The sequence below is a fragment of the Bradyrhizobium sp. CIAT3101 genome (genome assembly GCF_029714945.1).
Lineage (GTDB): Bacteria > Pseudomonadota > Alphaproteobacteria > Rhizobiales > Xanthobacteraceae > Bradyrhizobium.
This window is the reverse complement of sequence record NZ_CP121634.1, coordinates 8,861,708-8,888,416: the sequence shown is the minus strand read 5'-3', so window position 1 is coordinate 8,888,416 and position 26,709 is coordinate 8,861,708. Positions and strand designations below refer to the sequence as shown.

Annotated in this window: 25 protein-coding genes and 2 pseudogenes; 21 read left to right on the top strand and 6 right to left on the bottom strand. The window is 57.3% G+C overall.

Going from position 1 to position 26,709, the window contains the following annotated elements; translation table 11 throughout:
* Nucleotides 1–8: 8 nt before the first annotated feature.
* Complete coding sequence (locus QA645_RS41075; RefSeq protein WP_283046712.1) at nucleotides 9–1,337, top strand: hypothetical protein; 1,329 nt, start codon at nucleotides 9–11, stop codon at nucleotides 1,335–1,337.
* Nucleotides 1,338–1,343: 6 nt separating this feature from the next.
* On the opposite strand, the gene QA645_RS41070 is transcribed toward QA645_RS41075, so the two are convergent.
* Together QA645_RS41070 and QA645_RS41065 are read right to left on the bottom strand one after the other, a co-directional pair.
* Nucleotides 1,344–2,969, bottom strand: coding sequence for a hypothetical protein (locus QA645_RS41070; protein ID WP_283046710.1), 1,626 nt, complete (start codon nucleotides 2,967–2,969; stop codon nucleotides 1,344–1,346).
* Nucleotides 2,970–3,019: 50 nt separating this feature from the next.
* Nucleotides 3,020–3,232, bottom strand: a complete 213-nt coding sequence (locus QA645_RS41065) for a hypothetical protein (protein WP_283046708.1) — start codon at nucleotides 3,230–3,232, stop codon at nucleotides 3,020–3,022.
* Nucleotides 3,233–3,410: 178 nt separating this feature from the next.
* On the opposite strand from QA645_RS41065, the gene QA645_RS41060 reads away from it, so the two are divergent.
* The 10 genes from QA645_RS41060 to QA645_RS41015 all read left to right on the top strand — a co-directional run bounded on the left by QA645_RS41060 (nucleotide 3,411) and on the right by QA645_RS41015 (nucleotide 9,579).
* Complete coding sequence (locus QA645_RS41060) at nucleotides 3,411–3,596, top strand: hypothetical protein (protein WP_283046706.1); 186 nt, start codon at nucleotides 3,411–3,413, stop codon at nucleotides 3,594–3,596.
* A 1-nt stretch (nucleotide 3,597) separates the two neighbouring features.
* Nucleotides 3,598–4,161: a hypothetical protein gene (locus tag QA645_RS41055; protein ID WP_283046704.1), complete on the top strand. Its 564-nt coding sequence runs from the start codon at nucleotides 3,598–3,600 to the stop codon at nucleotides 4,159–4,161.
* A gap of 376 nt (nucleotides 4,162–4,537) precedes the next feature.
* The gene (locus tag QA645_RS41050) at nucleotides 4,538–4,693 is read left to right on the top strand and encodes a hypothetical protein (protein ID WP_283046702.1); all 156 of its coding nucleotides are present in this window, start codon (nucleotides 4,538–4,540) and stop codon (nucleotides 4,691–4,693) included.
* Between the two features lie 94 nt (nucleotides 4,694–4,787).
* A complete protein-coding gene (locus tag QA645_RS41045; RefSeq protein WP_283046700.1) occupies nucleotides 4,788–5,030 on the top strand; it encodes a hypothetical protein in 243 nt (80 codons plus the stop codon).
* Nucleotides 5,031–5,060: 30 nt separating this feature from the next.
* Nucleotides 5,061–5,342 carry a hypothetical protein gene (locus QA645_RS41040; RefSeq protein WP_283046699.1) on the top strand — a complete coding sequence of 94 codons (282 nt, stop codon included), beginning with the start codon at nucleotides 5,061–5,063 and terminating at the stop codon, nucleotides 5,340–5,342.
* A 242-nt stretch (nucleotides 5,343–5,584) separates the two neighbouring features.
* Nucleotides 5,585–5,773: a hypothetical protein gene (locus QA645_RS41035; RefSeq protein ID WP_283046697.1), complete on the top strand. Its 189-nt coding sequence runs from the start codon at nucleotides 5,585–5,587 to the stop codon at nucleotides 5,771–5,773.
* 94 nt (nucleotides 5,774–5,867) lie between these two features.
* Entirely contained in the window at nucleotides 5,868–6,476 is a 609-nt protein-coding gene (locus tag QA645_RS41030; RefSeq protein ID WP_283046695.1) for a hypothetical protein, read from the top strand.
* A gap of 32 nt (nucleotides 6,477–6,508) precedes the next feature.
* Complete coding sequence (locus QA645_RS41025; protein ID WP_283046694.1) at nucleotides 6,509–6,808, top strand: hypothetical protein; 300 nt, start codon at nucleotides 6,509–6,511, stop codon at nucleotides 6,806–6,808.
* 541 nt (nucleotides 6,809–7,349) lie between these two features.
* On the top strand, nucleotides 7,350–8,516 hold the full coding sequence (locus QA645_RS41020; protein ID WP_283046693.1) for a hypothetical protein: 1,167 nt from the start codon (nucleotides 7,350–7,352) through the stop codon (nucleotides 8,514–8,516).
* A gap of 361 nt (nucleotides 8,517–8,877) precedes the next feature.
* On the top strand, nucleotides 8,878–9,579 hold the full coding sequence (locus QA645_RS41015; protein ID WP_283046692.1) for a hypothetical protein: 702 nt from the start codon (nucleotides 8,878–8,880) through the stop codon (nucleotides 9,577–9,579).
* A gap of 519 nt (nucleotides 9,580–10,098) precedes the next feature.
* Here QA645_RS41015 and QA645_RS41010 read toward each other — a convergent pair.
* Nucleotides 10,099–10,251 carry a hypothetical protein gene (locus QA645_RS41010; RefSeq protein WP_283046690.1) on the bottom strand — a complete coding sequence of 51 codons (153 nt, stop codon included), beginning with the start codon at nucleotides 10,249–10,251 and terminating at the stop codon, nucleotides 10,099–10,101.
* Nucleotides 10,252–11,373: 1,122 nt separating this feature from the next.
* Here QA645_RS41010 and QA645_RS41005 point away from each other — a divergent pair.
* Nucleotides 11,374–11,556 (top strand): hypothetical protein, encoded by a 183-nt coding sequence (locus QA645_RS41005; protein ID WP_283046688.1) that lies wholly within the window; start codon nucleotides 11,374–11,376, stop codon nucleotides 11,554–11,556.
* A 217-nt stretch (nucleotides 11,557–11,773) separates the two neighbouring features.
* Here QA645_RS41005 and QA645_RS41000 read toward each other — a convergent pair whose 3' ends face one another.
* The 3 genes from QA645_RS41000 to QA645_RS40990 all read right to left on the bottom strand — a co-directional run bounded on the left by QA645_RS41000 (nucleotide 11,774) and on the right by QA645_RS40990 (nucleotide 15,441).
* Complete coding sequence (locus QA645_RS41000; RefSeq protein WP_283046686.1) at nucleotides 11,774–12,403, bottom strand: hypothetical protein; 630 nt, start codon at nucleotides 12,401–12,403, stop codon at nucleotides 11,774–11,776.
* Between the two features lie 858 nt (nucleotides 12,404–13,261).
* Nucleotides 13,262–14,191 carry a dihydrodipicolinate synthase family protein gene (locus QA645_RS40995; RefSeq protein ID WP_283046685.1) on the bottom strand — a complete coding sequence of 310 codons (930 nt, stop codon included), beginning with the start codon at nucleotides 14,189–14,191 and terminating at the stop codon, nucleotides 13,262–13,264.
* A gap of 197 nt (nucleotides 14,192–14,388) precedes the next feature.
* On the bottom strand, nucleotides 14,389–15,441 hold the full coding sequence (locus QA645_RS40990) for a LacI family DNA-binding transcriptional regulator (protein ID WP_283046683.1): 1,053 nt from the start codon (nucleotides 15,439–15,441) through the stop codon (nucleotides 14,389–14,391).
* A gap of 270 nt (nucleotides 15,442–15,711) precedes the next feature.
* On the opposite strand from QA645_RS40990, the gene QA645_RS40985 reads away from it, so the two are divergent.
* From QA645_RS40985 to QA645_RS40945, 9 genes and pseudogenes are all read left to right on the top strand, one after another.
* Complete coding sequence (locus QA645_RS40985; protein WP_283046682.1) at nucleotides 15,712–17,307, top strand: CoA-transferase; 1,596 nt, start codon at nucleotides 15,712–15,714, stop codon at nucleotides 17,305–17,307.
* Nucleotides 17,308–17,316: 9 nt separating this feature from the next.
* Complete coding sequence (locus QA645_RS40980; RefSeq protein ID WP_283046680.1) at nucleotides 17,317–18,081, top strand: enoyl-CoA hydratase/isomerase family protein; 765 nt, start codon at nucleotides 17,317–17,319, stop codon at nucleotides 18,079–18,081.
* A 64-nt stretch (nucleotides 18,082–18,145) separates the two neighbouring features.
* Complete coding sequence (locus QA645_RS40975; RefSeq protein WP_283046679.1) at nucleotides 18,146–18,931, top strand: enoyl-CoA hydratase-related protein; 786 nt, start codon at nucleotides 18,146–18,148, stop codon at nucleotides 18,929–18,931.
* Nucleotides 18,932–19,049: 118 nt separating this feature from the next.
* A complete protein-coding gene (locus QA645_RS40970; protein ID WP_283046678.1) occupies nucleotides 19,050–20,396 on the top strand; it encodes an MFS transporter in 1,347 nt (448 codons plus the stop codon).
* A gap of 68 nt (nucleotides 20,397–20,464) precedes the next feature.
* The gene (locus QA645_RS40965) at nucleotides 20,465–21,616 is read left to right on the top strand and encodes a hypothetical protein (protein ID WP_283046677.1); all 1,152 of its coding nucleotides are present in this window, start codon (nucleotides 20,465–20,467) and stop codon (nucleotides 21,614–21,616) included.
* A 1,191-nt stretch (nucleotides 21,617–22,807) separates the two neighbouring features.
* A pseudogene (locus tag QA645_RS40960) lies at nucleotides 22,808–22,966 on the top strand (IS110 family transposase); the annotation flags it as partial.
* Nucleotides 22,967–24,178: 1,212 nt separating this feature from the next.
* Nucleotides 24,179–24,525, top strand: a pseudogene (locus tag QA645_RS40955) (hypothetical protein); the annotation flags it as partial.
* The gene (locus QA645_RS40950) at nucleotides 24,494–24,796 is read left to right on the top strand and encodes an HU family DNA-binding protein (protein ID WP_283046675.1); all 303 of its coding nucleotides are present in this window, start codon (nucleotides 24,494–24,496) and stop codon (nucleotides 24,794–24,796) included. The pseudogene QA645_RS40955 and the gene QA645_RS40950, both read left to right, overlap by 32 nt.
* Before the next feature lie 903 nt (nucleotides 24,797–25,699).
* Nucleotides 25,700–26,248: a VOC family protein gene (locus QA645_RS40945; RefSeq protein WP_283046673.1), complete on the top strand. Its 549-nt coding sequence runs from the start codon at nucleotides 25,700–25,702 to the stop codon at nucleotides 26,246–26,248.
* The last annotated feature ends 461 nt before the right edge of the window (nucleotides 26,249–26,709 follow it).

The following is a 26,709-nucleotide window of genomic DNA, read 5'->3' as shown; positions in this document are numbered from 1 at the left end:
AGGTTTGCATGACGTCAAGCGTCGAAGCAGACCGTGGGTCCCAACTGCTGCTGGCGGTCCTTCCAGATATGGATCTGCAGGGAGTAAGACTGGCTCTCGATCGCGCTGCGCTCGAAATCGTCATCGACGACAACGTCGAGCAGATCGCTTGGGCCCAGGCCTGCGCGATCGCGATCGTGGCGTGCGGTCGCAAGATGTTTCGAAGAGGGATCTTTCTTTCACGCCAGCCCGAATGCGAGACGGTTGTCGGGAACGGGTTGCCGAGATTGTTTAAGCGCGCACTCCTTGAAGCAGGTTGCCGGAAGGAGCCAGCCCCCGCCCATTCCTTTCGCATTTGCATAGGCGGAAAGGGGGCCGCGCACCTCTATGCGTCCGCTAACGGTTGGAACGCGATCGTTGGCCCGAATCCCGCAGCCGCAACCTCGCCAGGAAACGAACTCAGTGGCATTTTCGCCGGTGCTGCTTCGACAGCGGCCGCATTTCGGGCATCCGTTCTGTCCGATCCTGTCGCAACTCGAAGAACGCTCGAATACAATCTATGGCAGCCGCAGGGACAGTCGTCACCTGCATCGGCAGAGCTGCGCAATCTGCCCGCCGACTTATGGTTGCTTGGAATGGGAAACCTCGGACAAGCGACGCTCTTTACGCTGGGCTTGCTTCCCTATCGGGACACGTCGCAAGTCCGCCTGTTGCTCAACGATCCAGACATCAGTGGCTGGGAGAATCTGGGCGTCCAACTTCTCACGCAGCCGAGTTGGATCGGTCGGACGAAGGTCAGGTGCGCTGCAGATTGGGCTGAACGTGTTGGCTTTCGTACAGTCCTGAATGAACGTAAGTTTCTGATGACCTCCGGACCCGATCAAGACGAGCCGCGAGTCGCGCTTGCGGGAGTCGACAACTTGAATGCGCGGCGCTTCGCTGCCTCTGCAGGATTTGATCTCCTCATTGACGCCGGACTTGGTTCGACCGCAAACGAGGCCTTTGATGTGCGATTGCATGCCTTTCCTGGCTCAAGAACGCCATTCGATGCTTGGCCGGAAGCGGATTCTTCCGAGCGTGATGGCGAGGGGAATGTAGTCAAGCGCGGAAATATTCAATCTCTCGTTCAGGCTGGGGTCCTGGACGAGTGCGGCGCGATCACGATCGAAAATCAGCCGGTTGGTGTGCCGTGCACGGCTCTTGCGGCCGCAGCTGTACAAGTAGCTCAATTGTGCCGCGCAATTGAGACTGGCACGTGTTGTGAAATGGTCGACTTTGATCTCGTGAACTCAAAAAGAGCCGTCAGTCAGATCATGGACCGTCCTGTCTCACCGATCGTTGCCTGCCCAGCACGTTAGCGGCCGCTAGGCGACGGTCCTGGTTCGGCCCAGATACTCACTGTTGGCATCGAAACTGACCATACTCTCGGCGGGGACATCTAGAACCTCTCCGTTGTCCGCGAGAGGATTGACGTCCCGGTGCACGATGAAGTGCGGAAATTGGGCGATCAGAAGGTCGTTGTTGTAGTCCGTGCTGCTCGTCGCATTGAGAACGAAATGTCCGACCACGGGCCTGGCGCCTGTGTGCCGCTCCTGTTTGGATGACCGGTCGATCAGCTCTGTCACCCAAATGAAGTGTGGTAGCGCACGAGATACGATCTCGCTCTTCATCAGTTCGCTCATCTCGCTTGAGCTGATGTGGCGCCGGTAGCGAGCGGCCGTAGTCAGGTATGTCCGCTGTATCCAGCGTCCTGCGGTGAACCCGTCGAAGAAGGCTCGGATGCTGGACGCGGCGATCGAATTGCCATTTCCTACGGCCTTCACGATCTGGTCAGAAACGTAGCTTGTCGTCTTGATGAAGTCTCTCACAACAATGTCAGCGTTTTCAGCGCGCAGGAAAACGCGTGACGGCAACGGTACGAACATGTGCGAGACGTTCTCCTCCACCGTGAGTATCTTCTGCTGCCACTTCAAGAGGCGGGCTGCGGGCAGATGCTCGATATCGTCTGCTCCGAGAGGCAGTATTCGATACGGCCCCCTTTGATCGTCATGTACGATCAATCCGCGCGCGAACACTGCATGTGTGCCACCATCGCGGACAGCTTTGCCAGGGACTTCAACGTAACCCACAGCGCAGACTGCATGCCCCATGTCCGCCATGGCTATGACAACGGGCAACCCTGAATCCAGATAGCGATGAATAACTTCTGGGGCACTGATCGTCGGAGCAATCTGCTGGCCGCTTTCGAGCTCTTTGAAAAGCATATGGAGTGGCTGGTGTCCCATGCCGCGCAATGCGCGGATCATGTGCATGGGGTTCAACCCCTCGGATCCGGCGGGAAGAGACCTGCTCAGCTCTGAGTCCGTCGGATTGATCGCCAGGCTGGTGATCTCGGCGATTGTGAACGAACTCGTTCGTCGATGACGCGTCTCGACTGCTCGTCCTGCCATCCAGATTGCGGCCTGCGCGCAAGCCCCGAGCCGCATGTCCTGTTGAATGAAGGGGGCCCCAGTTACCTTCACTCGAACCCCAAGAACGTGAGACTCGAAATCTGCTCGTGCCGCCGGCCTGACGGTAAGCTTGCCAATCGTCGGAAAGCGCAAGACGGTTCTGCCGATGGGGCCTTGAGCAATGGGCCTGATTACCACGAACCCGCAGTAGTTCTTGTCCTTGCCCGCGAGGCGTTCAAGCTCGACGACCTGCTTGGAAAGAGGGAGCTCGAACAGTCTGCTAATGTCAGTCCGAAAGAAATGGACGCGCTTGGTGCCTCTCGCGTGCGCTTTGAAGGCACCTGCGTAGAAGCTCAGGTAGTCGGACGTATAGTCGCGGTCGGTGTAGGGAAACTCCACAATTGCGTATTTTGCCCCGAGCTCGATGACGTGATCGAGCAGAGCATCCACGCTGGCGTTAGATCTATCGCCTGCAATTTGTTGGCGCAGCGACTGTGCGCCTTGCGGCGTAAGCTCTACGCCCTTTAGAATCACACGCATTCCACACTTATACCGTGCGGAACAAAAAAGAGGTTAACGGGATGTAAATTCTAGCGGAAAGCGAAGCGGGTCGCCGTCGTCACCACGCGCTGCGCGCGCGCATCCGTCTGCTCGATCTGCTCAAGAGCTGTCTCAGATACTGCGCCCTTGAACCCGATCAATCGCATGTCAATGCGTCGGGCATTTTCCGATTCTGGATTGAGCACTTTCACGATTGGGGTCTCAGCGCTGGCCTTTTTCGGATCCGAAGCTGGCGGGGTCATCGGCTTCCTTCCGCGAGTAGGTGTCGCGAATTCCGTAAACTAAGTGCATACTGCTGCGCATTCTGCAACCCTGGCGTAAAGCAATGGTTGAATCCAACCGAGCGCCCCCTGCCCATGTTCCAAAAAAATACACCCGCCAGGGCTTGGAAATTGCGAGCAACTTGCGTAGAATGTTTATATGGCAAACAAAACTCCCTCCAGCATGCCCCTGTTCGGCAACGCCACCCCGCAAGAGGTGAAGGCGATCCGAACGGAGATTGAGGCATTCACGGACCGGGCGGCCCGAAATCGGGACGAGGCGCAGAAGATGCTTGAGCGCCTGGGCATTGCGCCGTCCGAGGAGCGCCCAAAGCCGAAGGGCTGACGTGCGGCGCACAGTTACCGGGTTCGTTCTGGGCTATCATGGCTGCGACAAGTCTGTCGCTGAACAGCTCCTCGCGGGCGCTCCGTTTGAATTCAGCAAGAACAACTACGATTGGTTGGGCGCCGGCGCATATTTTTGGGAAAACGATCCGCTTCGAGCGATGCGATGGGCGGAGAAGCTTAAGGGCCGTCCCGGCAAGACCGGGAAGATCAAAGATCCGGCCGTCGTCGGCGTTGTCATCGACCTTGGCCTATGCCTCGACCTGACCACACAATCCTCTTTAGATGTCACCCGCACCGCCTATGACGGACTTACAAAAGTGTCAGAGGTAGCAAAGCAGCCTTTGCCCAAGAATGTCGATGAACTTCGACGACCGCTCGATTGCGCCGTCATCAATTACCTCTACGAGTCCTTGCCGAAGCCGAAATTTCAGACCGTGAGGGGTATGTTTATCGAGGGGGGCCCGCTCTACCCTGGCGCATTCATTCAGCGCGAGACGCATGTGCAGATAGCGGTCCGCGATCTGTCATGCATCCAGGGCGTATTTCGTCCCTCTGACATGTGAGCGAACAAGACCAGGCCGGATAGCTCTGACGCACGACCAGCTTTGCGTGGCAAAGTTGCGAAGCGCTGCGAATGCGCGACCAGGCAAGGAGTCGAATAACGTGGACGGTCATCGACGGCCCTTTGCGCGAGAAACTTTAAGGTACACGTCGCTTACATGGCTAGCCGGAAAACGCTGATTTTCCAGCGATATTTTGCCGCGATCTATGGGTGGCTCTGAGTCCCACTCTCTCCGCCACCCCCGTCAAAAATCGCGAAATTCAGCTGAATCCTTGAAGAACAAGGGTTTTTCGATTGGCCGACTGTGCTCTTGGTACACAAAGTCGGTACACATAGTCTACGCATTCGGCACCCGTCCCCGACCGTCTGAGAAAAAAGTGGGAAAACGCGAGATCAAAATCTCGCTGCGAACCCGCGATCCGGACGTTTCCCGCATCCGTCACCTCGAGGAGCTGCTGCGGATCGAGCAAAGCTTCGCGCAGTTCGACGGTGTGGTGGTGAGGTCCGACGGCAGCCCCCGCGGCCTACCTTGAAATCAAGGGCGCCACCAACGCTGGCCCGGCATTGACGGCGCCGGCCAGGCCGGCTCCCGACGACATGCCTAGCGTCCCGCTGGCCGGCGTATCCTTGATCGGCTTATTCGAATCCTACGCCGGCGAGGCGGAGCTTTCGCCGGCGACGGTCAAGCGCTGGCGCCCGCTGATCGCCCGCTTCACGGTTCACCTCGGGCACGACAATGCCCGCGCGATCGGCCGTGACGACGTCATCGCTTGGAAGGATTCGCTGCTGAAGGAAGACACTGCCAATCTAACAGTGCGCGATGCATATCTGGCCTCGGTCCGCGCGACGCTGGAGTTCGGCGTCGATTAGGGGAAGCTCGATGCCAATCCGGCTGCCGGTGTGCGGGTTCGCGTTCGCAAGGCGCTGCAAGAGCGAGAAAAGGGGTTCGATGCGAAGGAGGCCGCTACCATCCTGCGCGCGACAATGCGCAAGGCGTCCCGCAACGCCGCTGAAGAGACGGCTGCAGCTCGTCGGTGGGTGCCGTGGATCTGCGCTTACACTGGCGCCAGGGTCAACGAAATCACGCCGCTCACAGGGCGGGACTTCATCACTCGCGACGACATCCCGATGATCCGCATTCGGGCGCAGAACAGCAAAACACGCAAATTCCGCGAAGGCTGAGCGCCTCTGCGCCGCCGCTCAGCGGGCGACGCCTGGCGCAAATCCGATTCGAGGCTGTCGCGATCGCGGGGGCCCCTTTTGGCGCCCGGAGCAGGGGCACTCACGAAGACGGGGCGAACCCGAAAAATTCTTGATTCCGGCGTTCCGCTTCCGGGAGCGCCATCCGTGCAGGAGGTAATCGCCTTCTCTAGGTGCGGCTCAACCGAGCAGGCCGGAGGGCGATCGAACCCAAGGGAACCTCCATGAACGGAAAGACCGTCATCCTCGCAATTGCGGTCCTCGCTGTCGGCATGCAAGCGGCCGGGGCGCAGGAGTGCCGCAAAATCTACGTCAACAAGAAGCCGGTCACGATCTGCCCGCAGAAGCCCGGGCCGATGAAGCTGCCGAATCCTACGGTGCCTCCGAAGAAGCCGAGCTCACACCGCGTCTGAGCAGGCGCCGCCCCGTGGGCCTGACAGCCCACGGGACGGTCACACGGAATCCTCATTTCGCTCCCTATCGTACTTAACATCGAGTAGGTGCCCAATGCGCAAGTATCTTCGTTTTCTCGTCTGCTTGCTCTGCTTCAGCCTGTCTTCGTCGGCGGCCTTCGCCCAACTCCCCATCATCGCCCGCGCGGTCACAAGGGCATTCGCTGGCGGCGATGCCGCTGCGATCGTGGCGTCGAGAAGCGCGCTCGACGTCGGAAGGACACTCCAGGGCGCAGGTGCGCTAAGCCGCCGGTCCCTGCTGGACTCGACGGCCTTAAGCACGACGATGGGCGTCACAGGCGCATCATCGGCGTGGTCTCGGGACACCGATGCCGGCCTGTCCACCGACAATTCCAACAGTATTTCTCTCGGTGCGTCCGAGGTTCTTCACCGCGGAGGCATATCGGGCGCGTTGGAGCGCGCGGCGGATGAGCGCGAAATGTCTGCAACGTTCCCTGCAATCAGCTCCAATATCAGGGAGTCTTGCACAGAGAAGGCAAATACACCGAAGCATAGCCGCGCAAGCGATGCGCTGATGACGGCTCTGAACAAGCAAGCGGCAGCTCGTCTGAGCCGCTCTACTTATCTCGGACTTGAAGCAAACGATAACACGAGCGAAATGCTCATTAGATCATGGCCAAATGCTCGCACCTTTTGCCCCTGACTGACGATGGACCTCGGGCGTACGTCCTGAGGATGATGATCAAGCATCTGTACGATGCGCGGCGTCGCCCTCAGTCTAAGTACGTCGTTGGCATCGGCGACTATGACGCCCTCGATCCGACGCCACTCGCTTCGGAAAGCCTTGAACAAAAGGACACGCTGTTCCAATTTTACAGGTCGCTTGACCCCAACAAGCAAGTTCTTGTTGATGGCGTCCTGGCAGATCGCAGCCAAAAAGAGATCGCAACCCAACTTGGCATCACGACTCGCTCAGTGCGAAAATTGCACAAGCTGATCGAAACTGAGTATGACGCGATGAACCAGAGACATTAGCCGTTGGACTCCGCGAGCCTCGCGCGGGGTGTATCAGCCTGAAATAGGCAACGGAAGTGGACTGGAGCCGGAGTTAACGGGAAAGGGTCCGGACAGTGCGGGACCTAGAGTCCCGCACAACTTCCGCAGGAGTCGCACGGTGTGCTACGCCATTGTGAAAATGGCGGCGCTGCAAAAAGATTCTACTTGCACTTGTGCGACGATTTTATAACCTGACGGGGAACCGTCACACATGCCAGCAACGCGTCTTCTTTAACGCTTCTGGGTATCGGCATTCCGACGACGTGATGGGTGGGTACGCAGACTTTTCTTGGGACGAGAATAGGTCGGGGGACTTTCGCGCAAGTCATTGAGCAGACGATCTGTCGCGCTTGGTACCGTTTGCTCAATTCGGTTTTGAATATTGGGATCGGCTCCGCCGACAAGTGGATCCGCCCTGCCATCGCCTATTGCCCAAAAGCATATTACGAGCGCGAGCACGAGTTCTACGCGCACGGTACGACTTCGTGGACGTTGTTTCAATTTTTTGTAGGAGCCAATCATGCGGTGCGTTCTTCGATTGCTAGGCTCAATTGCTGCGCTGCTGGCCATTCATTCTACAGCCGCGCTCGCACAGGTCGACCCGAATCTGCAAGTCCGCATCGAGAATCTGACGCCTCCGAAGGATCGCAAGCCGGACCTTCCACAGACCGAAATCGTGACGAAGACGAGAGTGCAAACATACACGACGACCGAGACTGTTGCCGTGCCTCCCGAAGAGAGACGCCGTCGACTTCAAAAAGTTCTGGCCGAACGTCAGATGATGCTTCCCGCCGACGCCGAGGCGATCCAGCGCGCGTATGAGACTTACGGAATCAAAGATCACGAAACCCGTAAGGTTCAGAGAAAGAAGGTCATCACCGAGCACGTCGTAACGACAAAACCACGCGAGACGACTGTCACAGCATCTGTTTCAACACAAACGGTGTTCGACAACAACGCAGCCAAGACCCCCATTCACGTGGGAGATACAGTCTTCGGAACGACAGGTCTGCTTACCGTGAACATCCCCGTGGGTCTAGCCGACAGCTTTATTCTGCAGAGCGGCGTAAGTGACCAGCGCTACGCTCGTTTGTTCGCCAAGAATGTCGATATCCTGGTGAATAACGCTACCTACAACCAGGTCCTCAATCTCGTCGTTCCTGGCAAGACGGCAGGTACGACAACATCAGACGTGATGAGCTATTCGGTTGCCTCAAGCACCGTCTATGGGTCTGGCTTTAATCCCTATCAGGTCGAGCTTTTCACCCCGTCGGTCGCCTGGGCCCGCAACAACCAGGATCTCGCAGGGACCATCTGCGGCCCGAAAGGCCAAGAAGCCTTCTGCGTCGCCGGCACTTTCGTTGCAGAGGGAGAGTTCACGTTCTCGGACATCGCAAGTCAGCAGAATTTCTCTTCCCGGTTATCTGGCAGCGTCACTTGGCAAACGCCCGTGACAGGCCTGACCGCTTCAGCTGGCGGTTACGTCCAAGGCCGGCACTTCACTGATTTTCCTGGCGGCCGTGACGATTTGATCTTGCAGGCTTCCGCCAGGGCTGACTGGACACCTAACAGCAATGTCCAAGTCAGCGGCGTGTTGCAGGTCACGCAACAGTTTTCGACAGTGAAGGTGCTCCAGTGGAACGGCTTTGCCGCGTATCCCTACGTAAGATTAAAAGTCACTTTCTAGAGCTGGTTGGCGAGCACACTTCGCCGGTCTCGGTTGCGCGCGACAAACGACTTATTCAATCAATCGTTCGTCTCCCTATGGCCAAACCTAGCTCTGCAATAACTCGGTACGCATACACTTGATCGTCAGCGCCGGCGAGCATCTTGCCCAGAATGATATTGTCAATCGTAGGTGCCGCTGGGTGTTCGCCGTCGATGAAGCCCAGGCCCATTAGCACAGCGGCTTCCCATCGCACGGCAGCGGCGCACAGAAAGGCGTTCACGGCATCACTTGGCAAGTGAGGATCGCTCGTCCAGCATCCTGAACTCTGACTGCTCTTTTTCACCCTAATGCGTCAACAAGCAAGAACTGGCCGTGATCCATGCCCGAAAAGACCGTCCATGAGTTATACGAGGACTTCGACCCCGAAAATCTGGACGCAAACAACGTAACGCTTTGCAAGGATTGCGCTAAGCACCCCAGTCTCAAGCACTTCGTCGAGCTCCATGCAGCTGAGGGGCCGGTTTGTGGCGTATGTCAGGAGACAGGATACGTTTATCCAGCATGCGCGCCGGCCCAGAAGGATGAGCTCACTAACTTAATCAAGGCGCTCATACGGCTTTACTACAACGAGCACGAATATAACGGGCATCTTCGTGCCGATGATGAGCCTGAAAACCTTCTGGCGAGGCCCAATCCGATTTTAGAGAGCAGTTCGTCGCCCGGGCGAATTCGGTCAGCGGACCGGACCGTTGAATTTCTCTACGCGCTGCTCTCGGCAAAGCCTTATCCACCGGTCGATGAGGGGATCTCGGTATATGCTGGGTTTGATGAAGACCAAGTTAGAGGCGTCAATTTCGCTCTGAAAGAAACACCTAGTCCGATCCTGCATTCCTTCGCTGCTCGATTGAGGAACCAGAACCATTTTGATATTGAGCCGGACTTGCTCTGCCTGCTGGATGAATTCACCGATCGTATAACGCGCATCGTTCCGGCTGGGACCAAGTATTTTCGAGCGCGGATCGGTGTACAAGCAAGATTCGCGGATCTTCGAAGATGTCCTTCCGGTAGTAGAGCCGCATGACGTCGCCGTCGTCTGGAAAGCCGTAGATCTTCCCGTCATACTGCATCTGGTTGTCGCGGTAGGCGGCCGGGATGTCCTGCAACTCGTCGCGATAGCCGAATTTGTCGACGAACTTGTCGAGAGGTTCGAGCGCGCCGGCGCGCGCCGAGATCTGGCATCCAGGACGGAATGACGTTCAATGCGTCATAAGCTCCTGCGCCCGATTTGAAATCCTGCATGATCTTGGTGAACATCTGGTCGGTAGGGACTTCGACGACCCTCACCTTGATGTCGGTGAGCTTCTCCCATTCTTTGGGACCCGAATAGTTCAGCGGATCGAGAGATTGGAGGCCGGCTTCCCAGACGATGCTGATCGTCGTGCCCGCATACTTCTTTGCGGCTTCGACGGCGGTGTCGGCCGCAGGTTACTGGCTTAACTATAGCGATGCTGGCTCATATCCGTTGCAGCTCACGATTTCACTATGACAGTCTTGGTCCGATCGAGACTGCAGAGGTGTATAGGTCATTGGCAACGCTCGTTCAGCGATCCATCGTCTTCTCGATGACGAAGCGCGCGGCATTGACACAGTCCGATTGAGGCTGATCGAGACGGCGATAGACTTCGCGATCTAACAGCAAGCGACGACGGCCGGACTGCTCCTCGCAGTGCTCCTTGATGAGCAAACCGCCCACAGGAGCTTCTCCATCCTGCGGATCCGCCCCTCGGCAGGTCCATCTCACCTCTCCTTACCGAGCCCTTACCAGGAGCGCCAACAGATATGCTTGCTTGCGCCAAAGGGACGCGCGTCCCGATCCGTATCGATCTGAATATTTTGCAACGCGCCGTTGTTGTCGACGAGCACCGTCATGAGCACGGGATGACCGCCGAGCTTCGTACCCTGATATTATCGCTCAGGAGCGCTAAAGAATTGAGTTCGTCATTGAAACGAAGCGAGAGCCCGTGCAAACCCGCTTGATCAGCCATGCCTGAAGTCATTCCAGCCCGTCAGCTAGGTTTCTTCTCGTCGGCACAAGCAAGATTGATATACTCTTCAGCGGCATGGCGGAGACGGACAGGCCCCCGTTCTTTCTAAACAGGGACGGCCTGAAGTTTGAACTGCGGTCTGGGTCCGCAACAATACAAACTGCCAAGAGCACCTAGCGCCATAAGCAGCGCGCCGACTGGCATGTCTATTGATCAGGCTTTAGTCTTCTCACTCTGCGCGACCATTCCCCAAGGAGTCCGAGCAACAGCAGGCCCCGCTCCGAGAATCGGACTTGGTACCTTTTCATACTTTCCTTTCTGTCGAGCGGTGTGGAAGCACTACTTGGATCATCCGTGCCCAATGCAGAGCGGCCTGCCTTCCCAAGTGCCGTGTTAATATTTGCGAGCACAGATTGAATCGGCGGCTAGCGCCCTAGAATGACAACCTTGGGGGAGATTGGGGCATGTATCGTTGCCGCAAATTGGCTTTCGCACTCGTCTCGACCGGATCGTGCGGTTGCGGACTGACTGTTCCGCAGGTTGGCGAATTCTATGACCGCGACTACCCCGGAGCCCCCCGGGAGTGGGCGACACGCCGTTGCTCACTGTCACAGCTCAGATCGAATACCCGCAGAAAGATTTCTTTTTAAATCAGCATTCCTACGCAGTATCATCTGGGTATGAAGCTACGATACCAATCGTTTCAATGCAAGGTTTTAAGTTTTCTCCTTTACCAACCGATTGCGTCGGGCGCGGCAAGCAGGGGCAACGGTAGTCGTTGCGAGCAATATTATCCACATGCTCTGCCGTTAGGGGCACACGAGGAAGAAATGTCAGCACGAGATCGTTTGAGAAAACTCTTCGAGAATTTTGGCATCAAAATCGACATTGCTGACCTGAGCGACGACGTGGTGCACGCGATCCTCGCGGAGTACGACAAGACGGGTAGGATGACCGAGCAGCGGGTCCGCGAGATCATCCAAGAGATGGAACCGCCCGCTCCACGCATATAGGGCGGACAGCGATGATACGCGACCTTTTCTCAACTCGGGTGAAAACGGCATCCGAGTTCGCCACCGTCTGCAACCTGTGATGGATCTCGCGCTGAACTATGGCCAATCGAAATCTTTCCGTCATTCAAGGACCTCGTCGTTGTCGTCCGCGTTCTCGACATAGGCGATGAGCTTCGAGAGGGCGGCCCCGCGCGCCGGCATCGGGGTGGCTTTGGTGTCATCGCGGCTTCGTCAGGCGTCGGGCGGCAAGCCGGTGAAGCTCGGCAACCAAGGCGCGGATGCGCGCGCCGCTGCCGTTCGGATCGGTTGCTGTCGAGCTCACCCCTGCGGCCGTTTGCGACAGCACGCATGGCAACAAAATCGGCCAGATTCTGCGCCGTGATCTTAGAAACTGCACAGGCGCGTTGCTCACGTCGACATCAATTAGCCCGAGTCGGCGAAGCACTAAATCAAGCGAGCGGCGCGCCTGGATTTCCGGGGCACCGTCGATGCAGATGTCCATCAAACCGGACCGGAGACATATTGCGGTGCTCTGGCTAAGCGCGTGCCCAACCCAGAATACCTTTGCATGATGAGCGTTCAAAGCCGCCGCAATTCCCTCTCTGCCAGCGCCCACACTGTATAGTCCAATAACGCGATTGTTGCCGCGCAAGGCTTCCGTCAGCCTCTCTGCTGAAAGCAAATTGTTGTCATGTGCGAAAATGACCAGATCAAAATCGTGGTGGCTGTCCGCATGCTGCATTAAATAGTCGGAGAAGCCGCGTATGCGCTCCCTATGCGCACGGTAGGCTCCGCTGTGGCATGTGGCGATGAAAGCGCCGGCACTCCCCCACAGCATGCGCGACATGTAGTAAGCCGCGCTCCTACCCGCCGCATAGTTGTCGATCCCGATAGGGCACATCCTCCCCGGCACTTCCCGTTAGCAATTGCACGACTTCGACACCCGACAGGCGCACTTTGCAGATGCTCTGTAATGTCAGGATGGTCCGGAGCCAAAATGATGAGGCCGGCACGGCGAGCAGGTGGCTCAGCAATATGCTGGGCGATGCCGGCGATATCGTCCTGACGAACAAACGTCCGGTGCACCAAAATAGTTGGGTCCAAAGAGGCAGAAATCCGCTGAAAGGTAGCGTTGAGCTCGGTATAGAAAGCCTCGGCCTCAGGCTGGACAAGAGCACCTCAATCCGAATGATGCCACTGTGGGGCCTGAAGCGCCGATCGCCATATCTTAGTTTTTTGCCGCTTTGATCGCCCTTTCAGCTAGCTCGGTCCTCACCCGCCGCGGCAACAGTTTCGGTGCCGACATTCGCCTCTCGCGCAATGTCTTTGATCGTCGGACCACTCAAATGCCTGCCTCCGGCGTGACGTTGATCCACACGGAACGGGATGGGCGGTCCTCGCTGTCGTAACGAATTCCTCCGCGCGCGAGCCATGGTAAGCCAATTGGGCTGCCGAACGGCACGCGACAGTCTACCGCCGGCACGTTCACCATCATCATACGAGCCTCGGTATTGCGCTTGAACTGGCTGGCATGTTCCGGGCTCGTAGTGCCGATCCCTGACGAAAAGTAAAATATGGGCGAGTTCAATCGCCTCATCCAGTCTCTCGCCCGGATCACTGCGGCGATGAGCGCAAGATTGAGGTCATTTTTGTAAACCAGTGGATCTCCTGACCTTGCGGTATGGGTAGCTTGGAGCAGAGCGATTCAGTGTCCCCAGCGGAGGGCTAGCGGGTTAACCCCGCGCGCGAGCTCAAGGAGCCCGGCTTTTGTCGTGGGATGAATTTGGTCCAGGGGATGACGCACAGCGTCACATCGGATGACGTTGCCTTCCTTCATCACGGTTTTAGCGGCGCGCAGCCCACATTGGCGGTTCTCGTAGTTGATCAAAGGCAGCACTCTTGCATACGCAGCTGCCGCCTCAGTGCTACGGCCCGCTTTGTGATGATCAAAAACGGGGCGCAACAAATCGGGACAGAGGGCGCTCGACATTGTCCCTGTCGCTCCGGCGTCCAGATCCGCCATCATGGTGATGGCCTCTTCTCCGTCAAATGGACCCGCTATGGCGGCGCCTCCCGCCTCGGTAAGGCTCCGCAGTTTCGCTGCGGCGAAGGGTACTTCAATCTTGAAATATTTGACTAGCGGAACCTCTCGCGCCAATCGCACGAGAAAAGGGACCGAAAGTGTTACGCCGCTGAGAGGTGCATCCTGAACCATGATCGGGATCTTTGCCGCATCGCCGACGCGCGCGAAATGCTCCATCGTGTGAGCTTCGTCTGCCTTTAGGCCAGAGCCGTGGTAAGGCGGCATCAGCATGACAAGGCTTGCGCCTCGTTCGGCAGCATAGCGGGCGCGCTCTGCCGCGATGCGGGTGCTGAAATGGCTGCACGTCACCATGACCGGTTTGCGGCCAGCCACATGGGAGAGGCAGAGCTCAACCAGCAAATTGCGTTCGTCGTCTGACAACAGAAACTGTTCGGAATAATTGGCCAGGATGCAAATTCCGTCGACCCTCTGATCGATCATGCAATCCAAAACGCGAGCCTGCCCCTCGATGTCGAGATTTCCGCTCTCCGTGAATGGTGTTGGCGACACGGGAAGTAGGCCACTACGGACTTCGTCATTTTGGGTTTGCATAGTTCACAATCTCTGTTCTCTCGGGGACGGGATGGTTTTGTGGTTAAATTCTCGCCGCTGGCTGCGGTTCGGCGACAGCAAGAAGCTTGACACACCAAGGGGCCTGGAAAGCGTACGAGCTTCGTTCGAGGAGGACTTAGGTGCGTCTATTCCTTAAGGAGGAGATGAGCAGGCAGCAATTGGCGAAGGTTATTCTGTTACCGTCGATCTCTCGCGGGCGCAGTCGATTCTCGTACGATCAGCCGCGTCTCGAGCTCTACTCTGGAGCGTATGTCGAGCGAATTGTGATCTGCCAAAAAGTAATTAGCGGCTTGTTCGCCCATCAGCCGCGCGGGAACGTCGACGGTGGTGAGGCCAGGAGTGAGATATTCGGCAATATCGAGGTTATCGAAACCAATCATCGATATGTCTTGAGGGACGCTTAGTTCAGCATCCCTGCAACCACGAAGCGCTCCGACAGCAAGTACGTCGCTCCCGCAAAATATCGCAGTTACATTTCTGTTTTGATTGAGAATGAGCTTGACCGCGGCCCGGCCGCGGCTGAACTCGTATGGTGCCTCCACGACGACGATGCTGGAGCGACTAATTCCACGACGTTCGGCAGCAGCCAAAAAGCCCTCGAGGCGGCCAGATGCACGTTCATTCTCCCGCGTAATCCCAGCAATGACCGCAAGGTGCTTGTGACCGAGGTCTGCAAGATAGTTTGCTGCCAGCGCCCCGCCACTGCGGTTGTCAAAGCCCATGCTGGGAATCGAATGATCGTTTGAGAGCGAATAGGTGACAGCGAATCTCACCCTGCGTTCGTGCAACAGTTTCAGAGTTTCCTTGCGGTGCGTCGTGCCCACGAGAACAATGCCATCAACGCCTTTTTCGATGAGATTGCGTACTTCCCGAATCTCCCGATCCAGATCGTAACCGGTCGCAGAATAGATCAGCGATGCTCCCGCTGGTGCTAGTCGGCTCTCAAGCCCTTCCAGCATTCGAGTGAAGATCGCGCTGTCCAATGTCGGAACGATCAAGCCAATCAGCCGGGAACGCGAGGATCGCAGCGCGCGCGCCGATCCATTTGGAACGTAGCCGACTTCTTCGACGATCCTTAGGATCCGCTCTCTCATTTCGTGCGCGACACTTTGGGGGCGATTTAGAACGCGCGAGACAGTCGCGATCGAACATCCGGCGCGCTTAGCTATTTCGACTACCGTCGGCGATTGCCTGCTTTGATCAACGTGCGTGATCTTTTCCGACATCATGGCCTGGTTCTACTCGCTCGATGAAATCGTTATCATCATACTCCGGCTCGAAGGATAGATCAATCCGCTGTCAAGCTATTGAAATAAATCTAATTTCTCCGGAGGTCATTCCATCCAATTTTTACCCCTTGCCGGCGCGAGCCGCATAATGTAAACCTTTTCACAAGCCGCGTCTTCGGCTACAGAAGTGATCGCGAACGGAATGGCCGTTGAGCTTCCAAGCGAAGCTGAGGCGACAGGAGCGATGAGCCGTTGGGGAATGGAGAGGATATGCAAGCCAGGAACAAACGAACGGGCGAGGTGCCAATCATTACGGCCAGACAAGCCGTATCGCTCATCTCGGATAGCGATTGCGTCTACTTTGGCGGTTCAGCCGGAGTTGCAATCCCGGAGCTGATGATCGACGCGCTTCGCGACGTTCACTCCGAGCAGGGATCGCCTCAAAATCTGATGCTGGTCGGTACTGTGGCCATTGGCGATTGGGCTACGACCGGATTCAACAAATTAGCGGCTCCCGGGCTGGTTCGTCGCGTTGTCGCGAGCGGCTTGAACAATTGTCCCGCGCTCGGGAAGCGGGCGCTGGCCAACGAAATTGAAGCATACACGCTGCCTCAGGGCGTGTTGGCGCAGCTCGCGCGTGAAAATGCCGCTGGTCGTCCCGGCGTAATTACCAAGGTCGGGCTCCGGACCTTCGCCGATCCGCGCATCGGCGGCTGCAAGCAAAGCGAGTGCAGCAAGGAGGATATGGTTGCCGTTGTCAATATCGAGGGCGAGGAGCATCTGCTCTATAAGACTTTCCCCATCCAGGTCGCGATCTTGAGGGGCAGCATCGCGGACGAAAAGGGGAATATCTCGCTCGAAGACGAGGCTTATGTCGGCGAAAGTATGTCGATTGCCGCTGCAGCGCGCCGCTCAGGTGGGATAGTCATCGTCCAGGTCAAACGGGTCGCGGCCTCCAACACGTTGAATCAACGCGAAGTAAGAATACCGGGCGTTCTCGTCGATTACCTCGTCGTCGACCCCAATCAGCGCCAGACCTATGCCACGGAGTATAGTCCAGCCTATGCCGGCAAATTGCGCGTGCCGGACGGCAAAATAGACTCTCTGCCATTCGATGTGAGAAAGATCATCGCGCGGCGCGCAGCTCTTGAGCTGGCTCCCGGCGCTACTGTCAACATTGGCTATGGAATCTCGAACGGCATTGCCGTCGTGGCCGCCGAGGAAGGAATATATCGCTCGGTCACGTTGACGGCTGAGCAAGGCGTGATCGGCGGCATTCCCGCGCCCGGACAGGATGCGGGTGCTGGTACGAACTACGACATGATCGCGCCGCAGCCAGATCAGTTTGACTTCTACGATGGCGGCGGGCTCGACATCGCGTTCCTCTCGTCGGCCGAAGTCGATTGCCACGGCAATGTCAATGTGAGCCGCTTCGGCGACAAGATCATAGGACCTGGCGGCTTCATCAATATTAGCCAGGGCGCTCGAAAAGTCGTCTTCTCTGGCACACTCACCGCGGCTGGTTTGGAGGTGGTTCCGAAGGGTGGTTCTCTTGTCATTGCCAATGAGGGGGCGGTCAAGAAGTGGGTCAAAGACGTCTACCAAATCACCTTCAGTGGCGCTCTTGCGAAGGAGCGCCAGCAAGACGTCGTCTTCATCACGGAGCGCGCCGTGTTCAAGCTCACGCCGAAGGGCCTGATGCTGACCGAAGTGGCGCCTGGCATATCAGTCGAAAAACACGTGTTACTGAATATTGAGTTCGACGTGGCCGTATCACCCGACCTTAAGCTGATGGATCCAAGGATCTTCAGAAATGAGCCGATGAACTTGGCCGCGCACTTCCATGACAGCGTCGGGCACAGTTAGGAGGCTGACGTGAAATTCGTGACGAGAGATTACGAGGACAAGGTCGAAATTCTGGCGCTGAATAGGCCAGAGCGACGGAACGCTTTGGGCGAAGACCTTCTGGCAGATCTGCTTGAATCTGTAAGCAGGGCCGCAACCGACCAAGACGTCAACGTGATATTGCTCACAGGAAACGGCCCTGGTTTCTCAGCTGGTGCCGACCTGAAGGACTTTGCGGCAGGGGACATCAACAACACTTTCGACCTCAATCAGCGATTGGGGGCATTTGTGCGCTCTCTCGCTCTCGTCAGAAAGCCCGTCGTCTGTGCTGTTGATGGATTTGCCTTGGGCGGCGGATTCATGCTCGCCGCCTCCTGCGACGTTGTCGTAACAGCTCCTTTGACACGCTGGCACTTGCCGGAAGTCTCGTTGGGATGGTTGCCTGGCTTTGGGCTTCAGACTTTGGCCGCGCGCGTTGGACCGTTTGCCGCTCGCTCCTTGAGTTGGAGCCCGACTGCAATCAACGGCGCGGAGGCTCACCGGCTAGGGTTAGCTGACGTTTTGTCGCCTCCAACTGAAACTGCCCGCGCTGCGGCGCTTCGTTACGCAAAAGGCCTGGCGGCCATGCCGCCTCATGCGGTGCTGACGACGAAGCAGTTCTTCTCCACTTCGGTAACGGCGAAGGCAGAAGTCATGGATGACCTGGCAAACCGCTACTTCGCTCAGGATATTCTCCACGACACGGCGCGGGCGAACATGCAACGCTTTCGTCCCAACAAGACCGCCGGCGCGTAGCTCCGAGTAACCTTCGCTGAGGATACCAAGAAGCCTCTGCATAATTCGTGGTCAAAGGAATCAAATGAACGGCGTCACCGAGAATCTTATTATGGTCGAGCGGCCTGAGCCGGCCATTCTCCTGCTCCGACTCAATCGGTCAAGGCAGAGAAATGCCTTGAGTGCGGCACTGTTAGTCGAGCTTGCCGATACGCTTCGCACAGCTCATTCCGACGAGACTGTTCGGTGTGTAGTTCTCACTGGAGACGAACGCGCCTTCTCGGCCGGCGCCGACATCAAGGAGATGCAGCAACACGGCTTCGAGGCCCTCAGCGATCCCGCACGTCAGCAGGCATGGGACACCATCTCTGACTTCGCAAAGCCGCTCATTGCCGCGGTTCGTGGCGTGTGCCTGGGCGGCGGCCTCGAGCTCGCAATGCTTGCTGACATCCTGCTGGTGGCGGACGACACCGTACTGGCGCAACCGGAAATAACCATCGGAATCATGCCGGGTGACGGCGCCACACAGCGTTTGACGCGAACTGTTGGCAAATCGCTGGCCATGCAGATGATCTTGACAGGTGAGCCGATCGGAGCCGAACAGGCTGTGGCGGCGGGGCTCGCATCGGAAATGCTGCCGGCATCCGAACTGCTCACGCGTGCGCTCACTATAGCGCAGATCATCTCCAGCCGTGCCCCGATCGCGACCCGGCTTGCCAAGGAATCGATTCAGGCCGCGTACGAAATACCGCTGTCGGCCGGCTTGGCAGTCGAGCGGCGCGCAATCCGATATGCGTTCACCACTGATGACCAAAAGGAGGGCATGGCTGCCTTCGTCGAAAAGCGGCCACCGGTATTCACCGGACGTTGACGGGGAGCAGAGCTCAGACAGCCCTCTGACTTAGCGGTCGTCCACGCGGCACCACTCAACGCGGGTCGTTCGCGCCAAAATGTAAACGTTTTCAATATGAATGAACCGGGGGAAATGAATGACCACTATTGTTGAACCCATTGCTCCAGCCACACCGCAAACCATCGCGCCGGCGATGCCGCACGAAAAACAAGTTGCCACTAAGAGCATGACCATAGCTTTAGGCGGTGGCGTAGCTCTGGAGTGGTACGACTGGACCGTTTATGGAATGATGGCTTCTTTTCTGTCGCCGCTCTTCTTTCCCTCCAGTGACCCGACGACGTCGTTGCTCGCCGCACTTGCCGTGTACGGCGCGGGCTTCTTCGCTCGACCGGTCGGCGCAGCGATACTCGGTCCTATTGCCGATCGCATCAGCCACAAGCGGGTGATGATGATCTCCGTCACCGCGATGGCATTGTGCTCGCTGCTGATTTCCGTGTTGCCGGGTTACAAGGAGCTTGGCGTCGCGGCGGCGGTGATATTGTTGCTCATCCGGCTCATCCAGGGGCTTGCCACTGGCGCTGAAGCGGGTGTTGCCAACGCCATCGCGATCGAACTTGCACCGCCGCGCGAGGAGGGGCGCTACCTTGGTCTGATCAGTGGCACATTTATCCAGCTCGGTGTCTTCGCATCCAGTTTGGTCGCCTTTTTCGTGAGTGCCTCCGTGGCTCCCGAGATAATGCACGAATGGGCCTGGCGGCTGCCCTTTGCAGTCGGCGGAGTACTCGGCCTGCTCATCATCTATTTGCGTAGCAAATTGCCAGAGACCTTGATCAAGCACGTCATGCACCGCGACGAACTGTCGCGAACTCAGGAAACCTCGGGCGACGTGTGGAAGACGCTTTGGAGCGTACGGCTTTCGCTGCTCGCCGTCATCCTGGTCGTCGGAGCGGTGCAAATCGCGAACTACGCCTGGAATGCTGGTTTGCCCAACCTCGCCAACGGCGTGTTCAAGGAGAACAGCACCTGGGTGTACGGGATTACGACTCTGATGGGCGTGATCTGGATCGTCACAGCGCCGTTCGTGGGCGCCTTCGCAGATAAGGTCAGGCCCTCGCGCGCATTCACGCTCCTCCGGCTGCTGCTCGTCGCCTGCTTCTTTCTCACGCTGGTTTATTCTGAGAAGAGCATTTCCACGTTCTTCTTCGTGATGGTGTTCGGAGGCGCGATCGTCGGCTTCAACATGGCTCTCTACAACTTCATCGCAACCACGCTGATGCCGCGCGCGGTGCGTACGACGGGTATCGCTGTTGGGTATGCGCTCGGGGTATCGCTGTTTGGCGGGACGTCACCCTATTTGCTGGTGTGGTTGCAGCATGAGCGGATGGCCTGGATGTTTCCCGTCTATGGATCGGTGATCGCGGTCCTGAGCGTTGTTGTTTATCACGCCGCGAAGAAGCGCGGCCACGTCTACATCGGCGACTGATGAAAAGCCCCTCGTCGCTAAAAAATCGGACTTCGCCTGGGGTCTCAGAGAGTTCGTTTGGAGAGAACATGTCGAAAAGCAACTTCTTGCCTGCTCGCGAGCGTATGCTGGCGCGCATTGCCCAAACGAGGGACGCTGCCACAGCGGGACTCCCGCATTGGGCCCGCACAGAGGATGGACAATGGAGGTTCACGCCCGATGGTGATTGGACCGGCGGCGCCTTCGTCGGCGAACTCTGGCTCGCCCATCTGGCGGACCCGCAGCGCTTTCCTTTATCTGACGCCCATGCCGCGCAGGCGAGGATGCTGCCTCGCGCCGAGCGCCGGACGGCATTCAAGGGCTTTGGCTTCTACCACGGTGCGGCGCTTGGAAGTATCCTCTTCGGAGATGAAACGGCACGTGATGCGGCTCTCACGGCGGCTAGGTCTCTGACGCAGATGTTCGACCCGAAACTGGGCCTGATCCCGCTAGGCCAGGATGCTGAGGAGGCAAGCGCCGTCGGGACAGCTGAAAGCAGCATCGATTCCCTCCAGGCCACTGGCCTGCTTTACTGGGCCGCCAACCAGCTGGGTGACTCGCACATGGAGAACGTCGCCAACGCCCACATGCGTAGGGTATTGGAGATCCATGTGCGCCCCGATCATTCGGTGATCCAATCGTCAACACTCGACCCGCAGACCGGGAAGGTGTTGAGAACGCATACGCATAAGGGATACAGCGATGTGAGCACCTGGGGACGAGCGCAGGGGTGGGCGATGCTCTATACAGCTCATGCAGCCATGGTCCGTCCCAAGGAGCCCGTGTGGCGCGAATATGCCGTGCGCTTGCTGGACTGGTGGATCGCCCACGTTCCAGCGGACCTGGTTGCATACTGGGACTTTGATGACCCGGCGATTCCGAGTACAAGCAGGGATACCGCGGCCACTGCGATCGCCGCCGCAGCATCCTTGCGACTTGCGTCTGCACTCGGCACCGTTCATGGCGCCAAGTACCGAGAGTTCGCGGAACGTACCGTGGCTCAGCTGATCTCGGGATACCTGACGCCCATCCGCCCTGGCGATCAGCGTCCGCTTGGAATGCTCACTGGGGGATGCTTCACCCGAAAAGCCGAGGCGCGCGATATCGACACCGCGCCGGACGCAGAACTGATATTCGGGAGCTACTTCTTGTTTGAGTCCCTTGTGATCCTCACTGGCCTCGTGGCTGCAGGTCGGATCTAGTACGGCCGACAGACAAAAAAGCGAGGGTGTCCCAGGTGCGGCATCTAACGCCCTTCCTTCACTGAGCGCCTCTGTCAGAAGGCCGCTGACGCGGTCGGGCGCATAATAGGGCTGAGACTTTCAAAGGCCGAGTTCGACCGTCGTTAGGACGAGCTGCAAGCCATGGGCGCTATCGTCTGCGGAATCAAGCTCGGCCTTGCGCGCAGGAGTTCGCCTGACGACGGTCCCATGCTTCATTATTGTCGCCCACTACGATCGAAAGAAGCTTTACTAGCCTGATGGCCCGTATCCACTGAACCCCGACCACCGAATGGCGGCATTCCTATTCGCGGAACAAACGGCCAAAGACCGCGTTGGAGCCACGCTTCGATCTGGTCCACAGATCCTAGCAAATACGAACGGCCTCAGCATTGTGCCCCCCGGCCAGCTGAGGCCGTTTTTAATTGGAGCTCGCTATACGCGCCTTGAAAAGGGGATTCGGTTTGGGGTCAATTTGGCATTGGTTTTTGACGACTGCCGTATTTGCTAGCCGGGTAATGGGAATCATTCGAGGATTGCAAAACCGTTCCATTGTCAATGCCGCCGGGTCGGCATTCATCCCAGGTTATGGATTCGTCTATTTCGTCATCGGGAAACGAGCGCCTCCGCGGATTGGCGAAGCGCCATAAACCCGCCCTACGCTTCAGTAGGTGGGATCGTCAGCTGCCCGCGAACTCCGCTTGTTTTTTTCCTTCGAACGCGGCTGTTACCCGAGAAGCGGACGGGGTTTGCAGGCAAATTCTCCCTGCATAGCGCTTGCGGAACCCGCCGGCAAGGCGATGCACCGGGCAGCGGTCGCGTCGGTCGGAGCCGTTGCGCATCTCTCCATTCCATCTGCCGGGTGAAAATCGTTCGATTCGCCTTCGCCTCGAAGAGCGGAATCATAGTCAGGACGCGTGGCTGGTGTCCTAGTCGCGCGCCAGATGCTTGATAACTTGCAAGGACGTGTAGTCGAAGGCCTGCCGGTTGGTCTCAGAGATACATCCATTCGAGCATTGCGCTTGTGCTCAAGAATCTTCGCTTGACCTACACCCCGCCTCGTGAGCCGTCCAAGAAATGGCCCCGAAAGCAAAGCCGGCTTCGCCTCGCCCCAGCCCTATGAAGCAGAAAGCCCAAGAGAAGGCAGAAGTGATACGGCTTCCAACAGCAGTTCGAGATATTGCATGGAAGGCGCAGCTCCGGCTCTGCAAACGATATCGGACGCTAAGCGCTGCTGGAAAGAGGCCCCCCGTCGTCGTGGCAGCAATCGAGCGCGAGCTCTTCGGCTTCATCTGGGCGATCGGCCGGGAGATGAAGCCGGCGACAACATAGTCAAATTTCGCGCCGGCCTGTTTGGCCGGGAGCAGGACACTCGGTCAAGGCAACCCTCGAGCGCCCATTGGGCCGGTTCACCCCGACGCCCGTTCTAAGTCCGAGGTAGGCCTGCGACGAAAAACGGTCATGCGGTCTCGCCCCGCGAATGGAAGATTGATCGACCGTCGCCATCGTCGTTCTGCTCCCGACCTGACAGCATCACCTCAAAATAGTACTCACCAGCGCACCCAATGGACACTCCGCAAGGACATGGAAGGGCTCTGCCCCTCGCGCCACGCAAGGACGCGCCCAAAAAGCTGCGTGCAGATTCGCTTACCTTTCACGAACTATTTTGCGGTTCTTTGAGCAGCGGCATGGCTCGGATCCACACCTGCTCCTCGTCGCGCTTGTACTATCGTCTATTCGTTCGAGGGGGAGGCGTTGTCGCGAAGCGAATACGAGCTGCCGGCGCTGGGTGAGTTTGTCGGTAGATCTACCCACGATTTGTGCGGGCGTAGCCGAACTCAAGCAGCGCGATCTCCTGCAGCAGCGGCGCAGTCTGCGCATGTCAAACAACTGATCCTATTATTTCGGACCGGTCGCCTGCCAAGTTCTGTATCGCAATTATGAAACGTAAAGTTTTGGTCGATCAAACGGTCCTCAACCAAAAGCGGCAAATAGGATTAGCAAATAGCTAGTGTTCGCTTTTTTGCGGCTGGGGCACGAAACTCGCGCCTGTCACGCCGAAAAACTGCATCGTCCGGCATTAGACAGCAGGAATAGTGTCGCGGATCCGGTGGATATTTCAGCCGTCAAACGGGCAAACCGAATCGCGAATTTCTATCTCAATAATTTCAAGCATGCCAAGCCGGACGAACCTGCCTACAGAGTACGAGGGCATACATAGAGAGACTCCGTACTCTCTAAGCCGAGACCCAGCGGGATACTGGCAATACTCGTTCGCTGTCGGAGGTAGGATCAGATCCGGCAAGGTCCAAGCGCGCTTGGGGCTGCTGGCAGTTCGGCGAGTTCAAATGCTAATTGATCGTCTTCTCAGGCAGAATCCGAATCACTGACGCGATGATCTTCGACAAGGCTTTAGGCTACCAGTCTTCGACCCTGTTGCGTATTGGTCAGTGAGTCCGAGGTTCGAGGCTTGGTTCTACTATCTTGAGGTCAAGTGCCGGCGGTGCGCAGCACGCATTCGCTGGTCGGCCTGACTGCGGTCAGCGATCGCTGTTCTGCTTCGCCGGTATCTGGGCCACCTTCAACGGCGACCGCGGCACTTCGCCGAATGCCGTCGTCAAACCGACCCATCGACGGCGATGCCGGTGATCGTGACCACCGAGGAGGTGCGCAACGTCTGGATGAGCGCGCCGTGGGACGACGCGAATGCCCTGCAGCGCCCCCTAGGTTTTGAGTCCATCACTCATGACCTCGACTTGAACAAGCGATTCGTACGGATTTGCCCTCGTCGTACGAAAGGTGCGGCATCGGCGCAGTTCACGAATTTGATTTGTTCTGCGCCTCTCAAAAGAATCTCTTATGGTCAAGATGACAAAGAACCAGCTAATTGACGCGATTGCTGAAGGAACGCAAGTTTCCAAGGCTGACGTTAAGGCTGTCATCGAGCACCTGGCGACCGTTGGCTACAAGGAGTTGAACCAGTCCGGTCAGTTCGTCATTCCCGGCTTCGTCAAAATGTCGGCCGTGAACAAACCCGCTACTGAAGCCCGCAGCGGCGTTAATCCCTTCACGAAGGAGCCGATGGAATTCGCAGCCAAGTCGGCCAGCAAATCGGTTAAAGCGTCACCGCTCAAGGTTGCCAAGGACGCAGTCGCGGTATGACGAGCGGCACCGTTTCCGCGAGTAAATTTTAACATTTTGTGACAGCCACACATTGCCGCCAGTTGTCGAGCCGCGTCAGATCAATCCGATCGATGAACGGTGGCGCGGGCGTAGACGAGAACGTCAGGCGGCCAGAGGTGCATTTGGCTCGTCAAGAGAATTCGCAAACGTCCTTGGCGCGCTGGTCGCTTGTTGCGGCCATGGGTCTATTGCAGCCACTTGTCTAAACGGGCAGATTAAACTTGCTTGATTCATCCAAGCCAGTGCCATGGTGATTGCTGCAGCGCCCGATTGTTTTGAAGACAGTCGATTGGATAGGAGAGGTTTTGTAACGGTCAGGACTCTTCCCAGGTGGTTACTTGTTCGGTGATCGTCGGCTTGTCGTGGGTATTATTGTCTGAGCTGTGTCTGGTTTTTGACATCGATGTCTCAAGTCGAACAGTAGAACTCATCTACGGCGACTATAGGCGCGTTGTTCTTTGAGGAATTCTCGCGCAATATCGTTGGCACGTCGGTTGCTTAGGATGCGTAGAACTCAGTGACGATCATCTCGCTTCGCGAGGCGCTGCCAAAGAGTTCGGATTATACGTTCTCAACCGGTCCAAATGTAGCGTCGGATGCGGAGCGAGCGCGATCAGAACTTGAGGGCTCATGTTTGCATCGCGATAGGAAAATAGCCGATCCACCACCGTTGGTGATTTCAGAAAGAATGCGGAAATGCGAAGAGCGCAAAGCAGAGCTCTTCGTGCTTAACCGGATGTGGCCCAGGCAAAGCCCTGACTTGTTGGGGTAGATGATATTCTGAAGAACCTGGTTGTCGCTACGGACTAAACTGCTGAAGGTGTATCTGCCGCTCGCGGGCCACGTTGATTTGGTCTGATTATCCACTGTGAAGAGGGTGCTATGCAGGAGACCGTCGACAGCAAGATTGGACTAGATGCTACTTCCGGCGACAATCGGAAAGCCGAGAGTTCGTTTTTGAAGTTCCGCGGGATAGATCATATTGCCATTGCGGTACTCGATCTTGAGGCGTCAATTCTGTTCTTTCAGGACGTGCTGGGCTTTGAATTGAAGGGCCGTTCTCACGTTAAGGGACGGTCGACAGGGATGCTTTATGCTAACCTTGAGAGCGGCGGCATCAGGTTTGTTCTGTGTCAGGGTACTGAGCCAACCTCTCAGGTCTCAGAGCTGGTGCGGCGTAACGGTGTCGGAGTTGCTCACATTGCTCTTGAGGTCGACAATGTAGATGCTGCTATGAAGACCCTAAAGTCTCGTGGTCTGGGATTTGATACGACCGTTGTTCGTTCTCCTGGACTGGCGCAGGCCTTCTCGAGTCGCTCCATTGAAACGGGCCTTAGCTTCGAATTCATTCACCGAGATGGAGAGAGTGGCCTCCTCGAATCGAACGTTCAGCAGCTTTTTGGTCAGCTTGAACAGTCGGGAAAATATTGACGGAAGAGGTGGGACTTCCAGTCGTGCGCGTGCTCCAACATCTTCATCGTCCAGCCGCGCCTGTTGGTCCAAGATGCCGAATGTGCCGTCAGGTGGCGTTGTATCTAGGGTGGTGCGGAGACCGGTCGCCGGGTTGTTCAACCCCACGTGTTGATCACGCAACCGATACGGCGTCAACTTTTGACCTCAAATGCTGCGAGGCTGAAGTCTAGGCATTCCGCGAACGCCTGACCGTTTTGGCAAGTGGAGAGGAGCTCAGTGCCTGTCCGCAGGCGCTAGATACGCCGACGCGAGTTTCCCGAACGTCGACGTCCGGATGTAGCGAGCTGCACTACGATGCGATCGACCCGCGCCGGATCTCTCGGGGAACAACGACCGCCTGGACTCTAGGTCGTATCATTCCAATCGTTCTATGTGTGAAGGCTGTTGTCGCAGTCAGGTGCTTGGAGGTGTCGTCTAAC

Coding starts and splice junctions, on each gene's coding strand:
- QA645_RS41075 (WP_283046712.1), top strand. CDS start 9: ATGACGTCAAGCGTCGAAGCAGACCGTGGGTCCCAACTGCTGCTGGCG.
- QA645_RS41070 (WP_283046710.1), bottom strand. CDS start 2,969: ATGCGTGTGATTCTAAAGGGCGTAGAGCTTACGCCGCAAGGCGCACAG.
- QA645_RS41065 (WP_283046708.1), bottom strand. CDS start 3,232: ATGACCCCGCCAGCTTCGGATCCGAAAAAGGCCAGCGCTGAGACCCCA.
- QA645_RS41060 (WP_283046706.1), top strand. CDS start 3,411: ATGGCAAACAAAACTCCCTCCAGCATGCCCCTGTTCGGCAACGCCACC.
- QA645_RS41035 (WP_283046697.1), top strand. CDS start 5,585: ATGAACGGAAAGACCGTCATCCTCGCAATTGCGGTCCTCGCTGTCGGC.
- QA645_RS41030 (WP_283046695.1), top strand. CDS start 5,868: ATGCGCAAGTATCTTCGTTTTCTCGTCTGCTTGCTCTGCTTCAGCCTG.
- QA645_RS41025 (WP_283046694.1), top strand. CDS start 6,509: ATGATGATCAAGCATCTGTACGATGCGCGGCGTCGCCCTCAGTCTAAG.
- QA645_RS41020 (WP_283046693.1), top strand. CDS start 7,350: ATGCGGTGCGTTCTTCGATTGCTAGGCTCAATTGCTGCGCTGCTGGCC.
- QA645_RS41015 (WP_283046692.1), top strand. CDS start 8,878: ATGCCCGAAAAGACCGTCCATGAGTTATACGAGGACTTCGACCCCGAA.
- QA645_RS41005 (WP_283046688.1), top strand. CDS start 11,374: ATGTCAGCACGAGATCGTTTGAGAAAACTCTTCGAGAATTTTGGCATC.
- QA645_RS41000 (WP_283046686.1), bottom strand. CDS start 12,403: ATGTCGCGCATGCTGTGGGGGAGTGCCGGCGCTTTCATCGCCACATGC.
- QA645_RS40995 (WP_283046685.1), bottom strand. CDS start 14,191: ATGCAAACCCAAAATGACGAAGTCCGTAGTGGCCTACTTCCCGTGTCG.
- QA645_RS40990 (WP_283046683.1), bottom strand. CDS start 15,441: ATGATGTCGGAAAAGATCACGCACGTTGATCAAAGCAGGCAATCGCCG.
- QA645_RS40985 (WP_283046682.1), top strand. CDS start 15,712: ATGCAAGCCAGGAACAAACGAACGGGCGAGGTGCCAATCATTACGGCC.
- QA645_RS40975 (WP_283046679.1), top strand. CDS start 18,146: ATGAACGGCGTCACCGAGAATCTTATTATGGTCGAGCGGCCTGAGCCG.
- QA645_RS40970 (WP_283046678.1), top strand. CDS start 19,050: ATGACCACTATTGTTGAACCCATTGCTCCAGCCACACCGCAAACCATC.
- QA645_RS40965 (WP_283046677.1), top strand. CDS start 20,465: ATGTCGAAAAGCAACTTCTTGCCTGCTCGCGAGCGTATGCTGGCGCGC.
- QA645_RS40950 (WP_283046675.1), top strand. CDS start 24,494: ATGGTCAAGATGACAAAGAACCAGCTAATTGACGCGATTGCTGAAGGA.
- QA645_RS40945 (WP_283046673.1), top strand. CDS start 25,700: ATGCAGGAGACCGTCGACAGCAAGATTGGACTAGATGCTACTTCCGGC.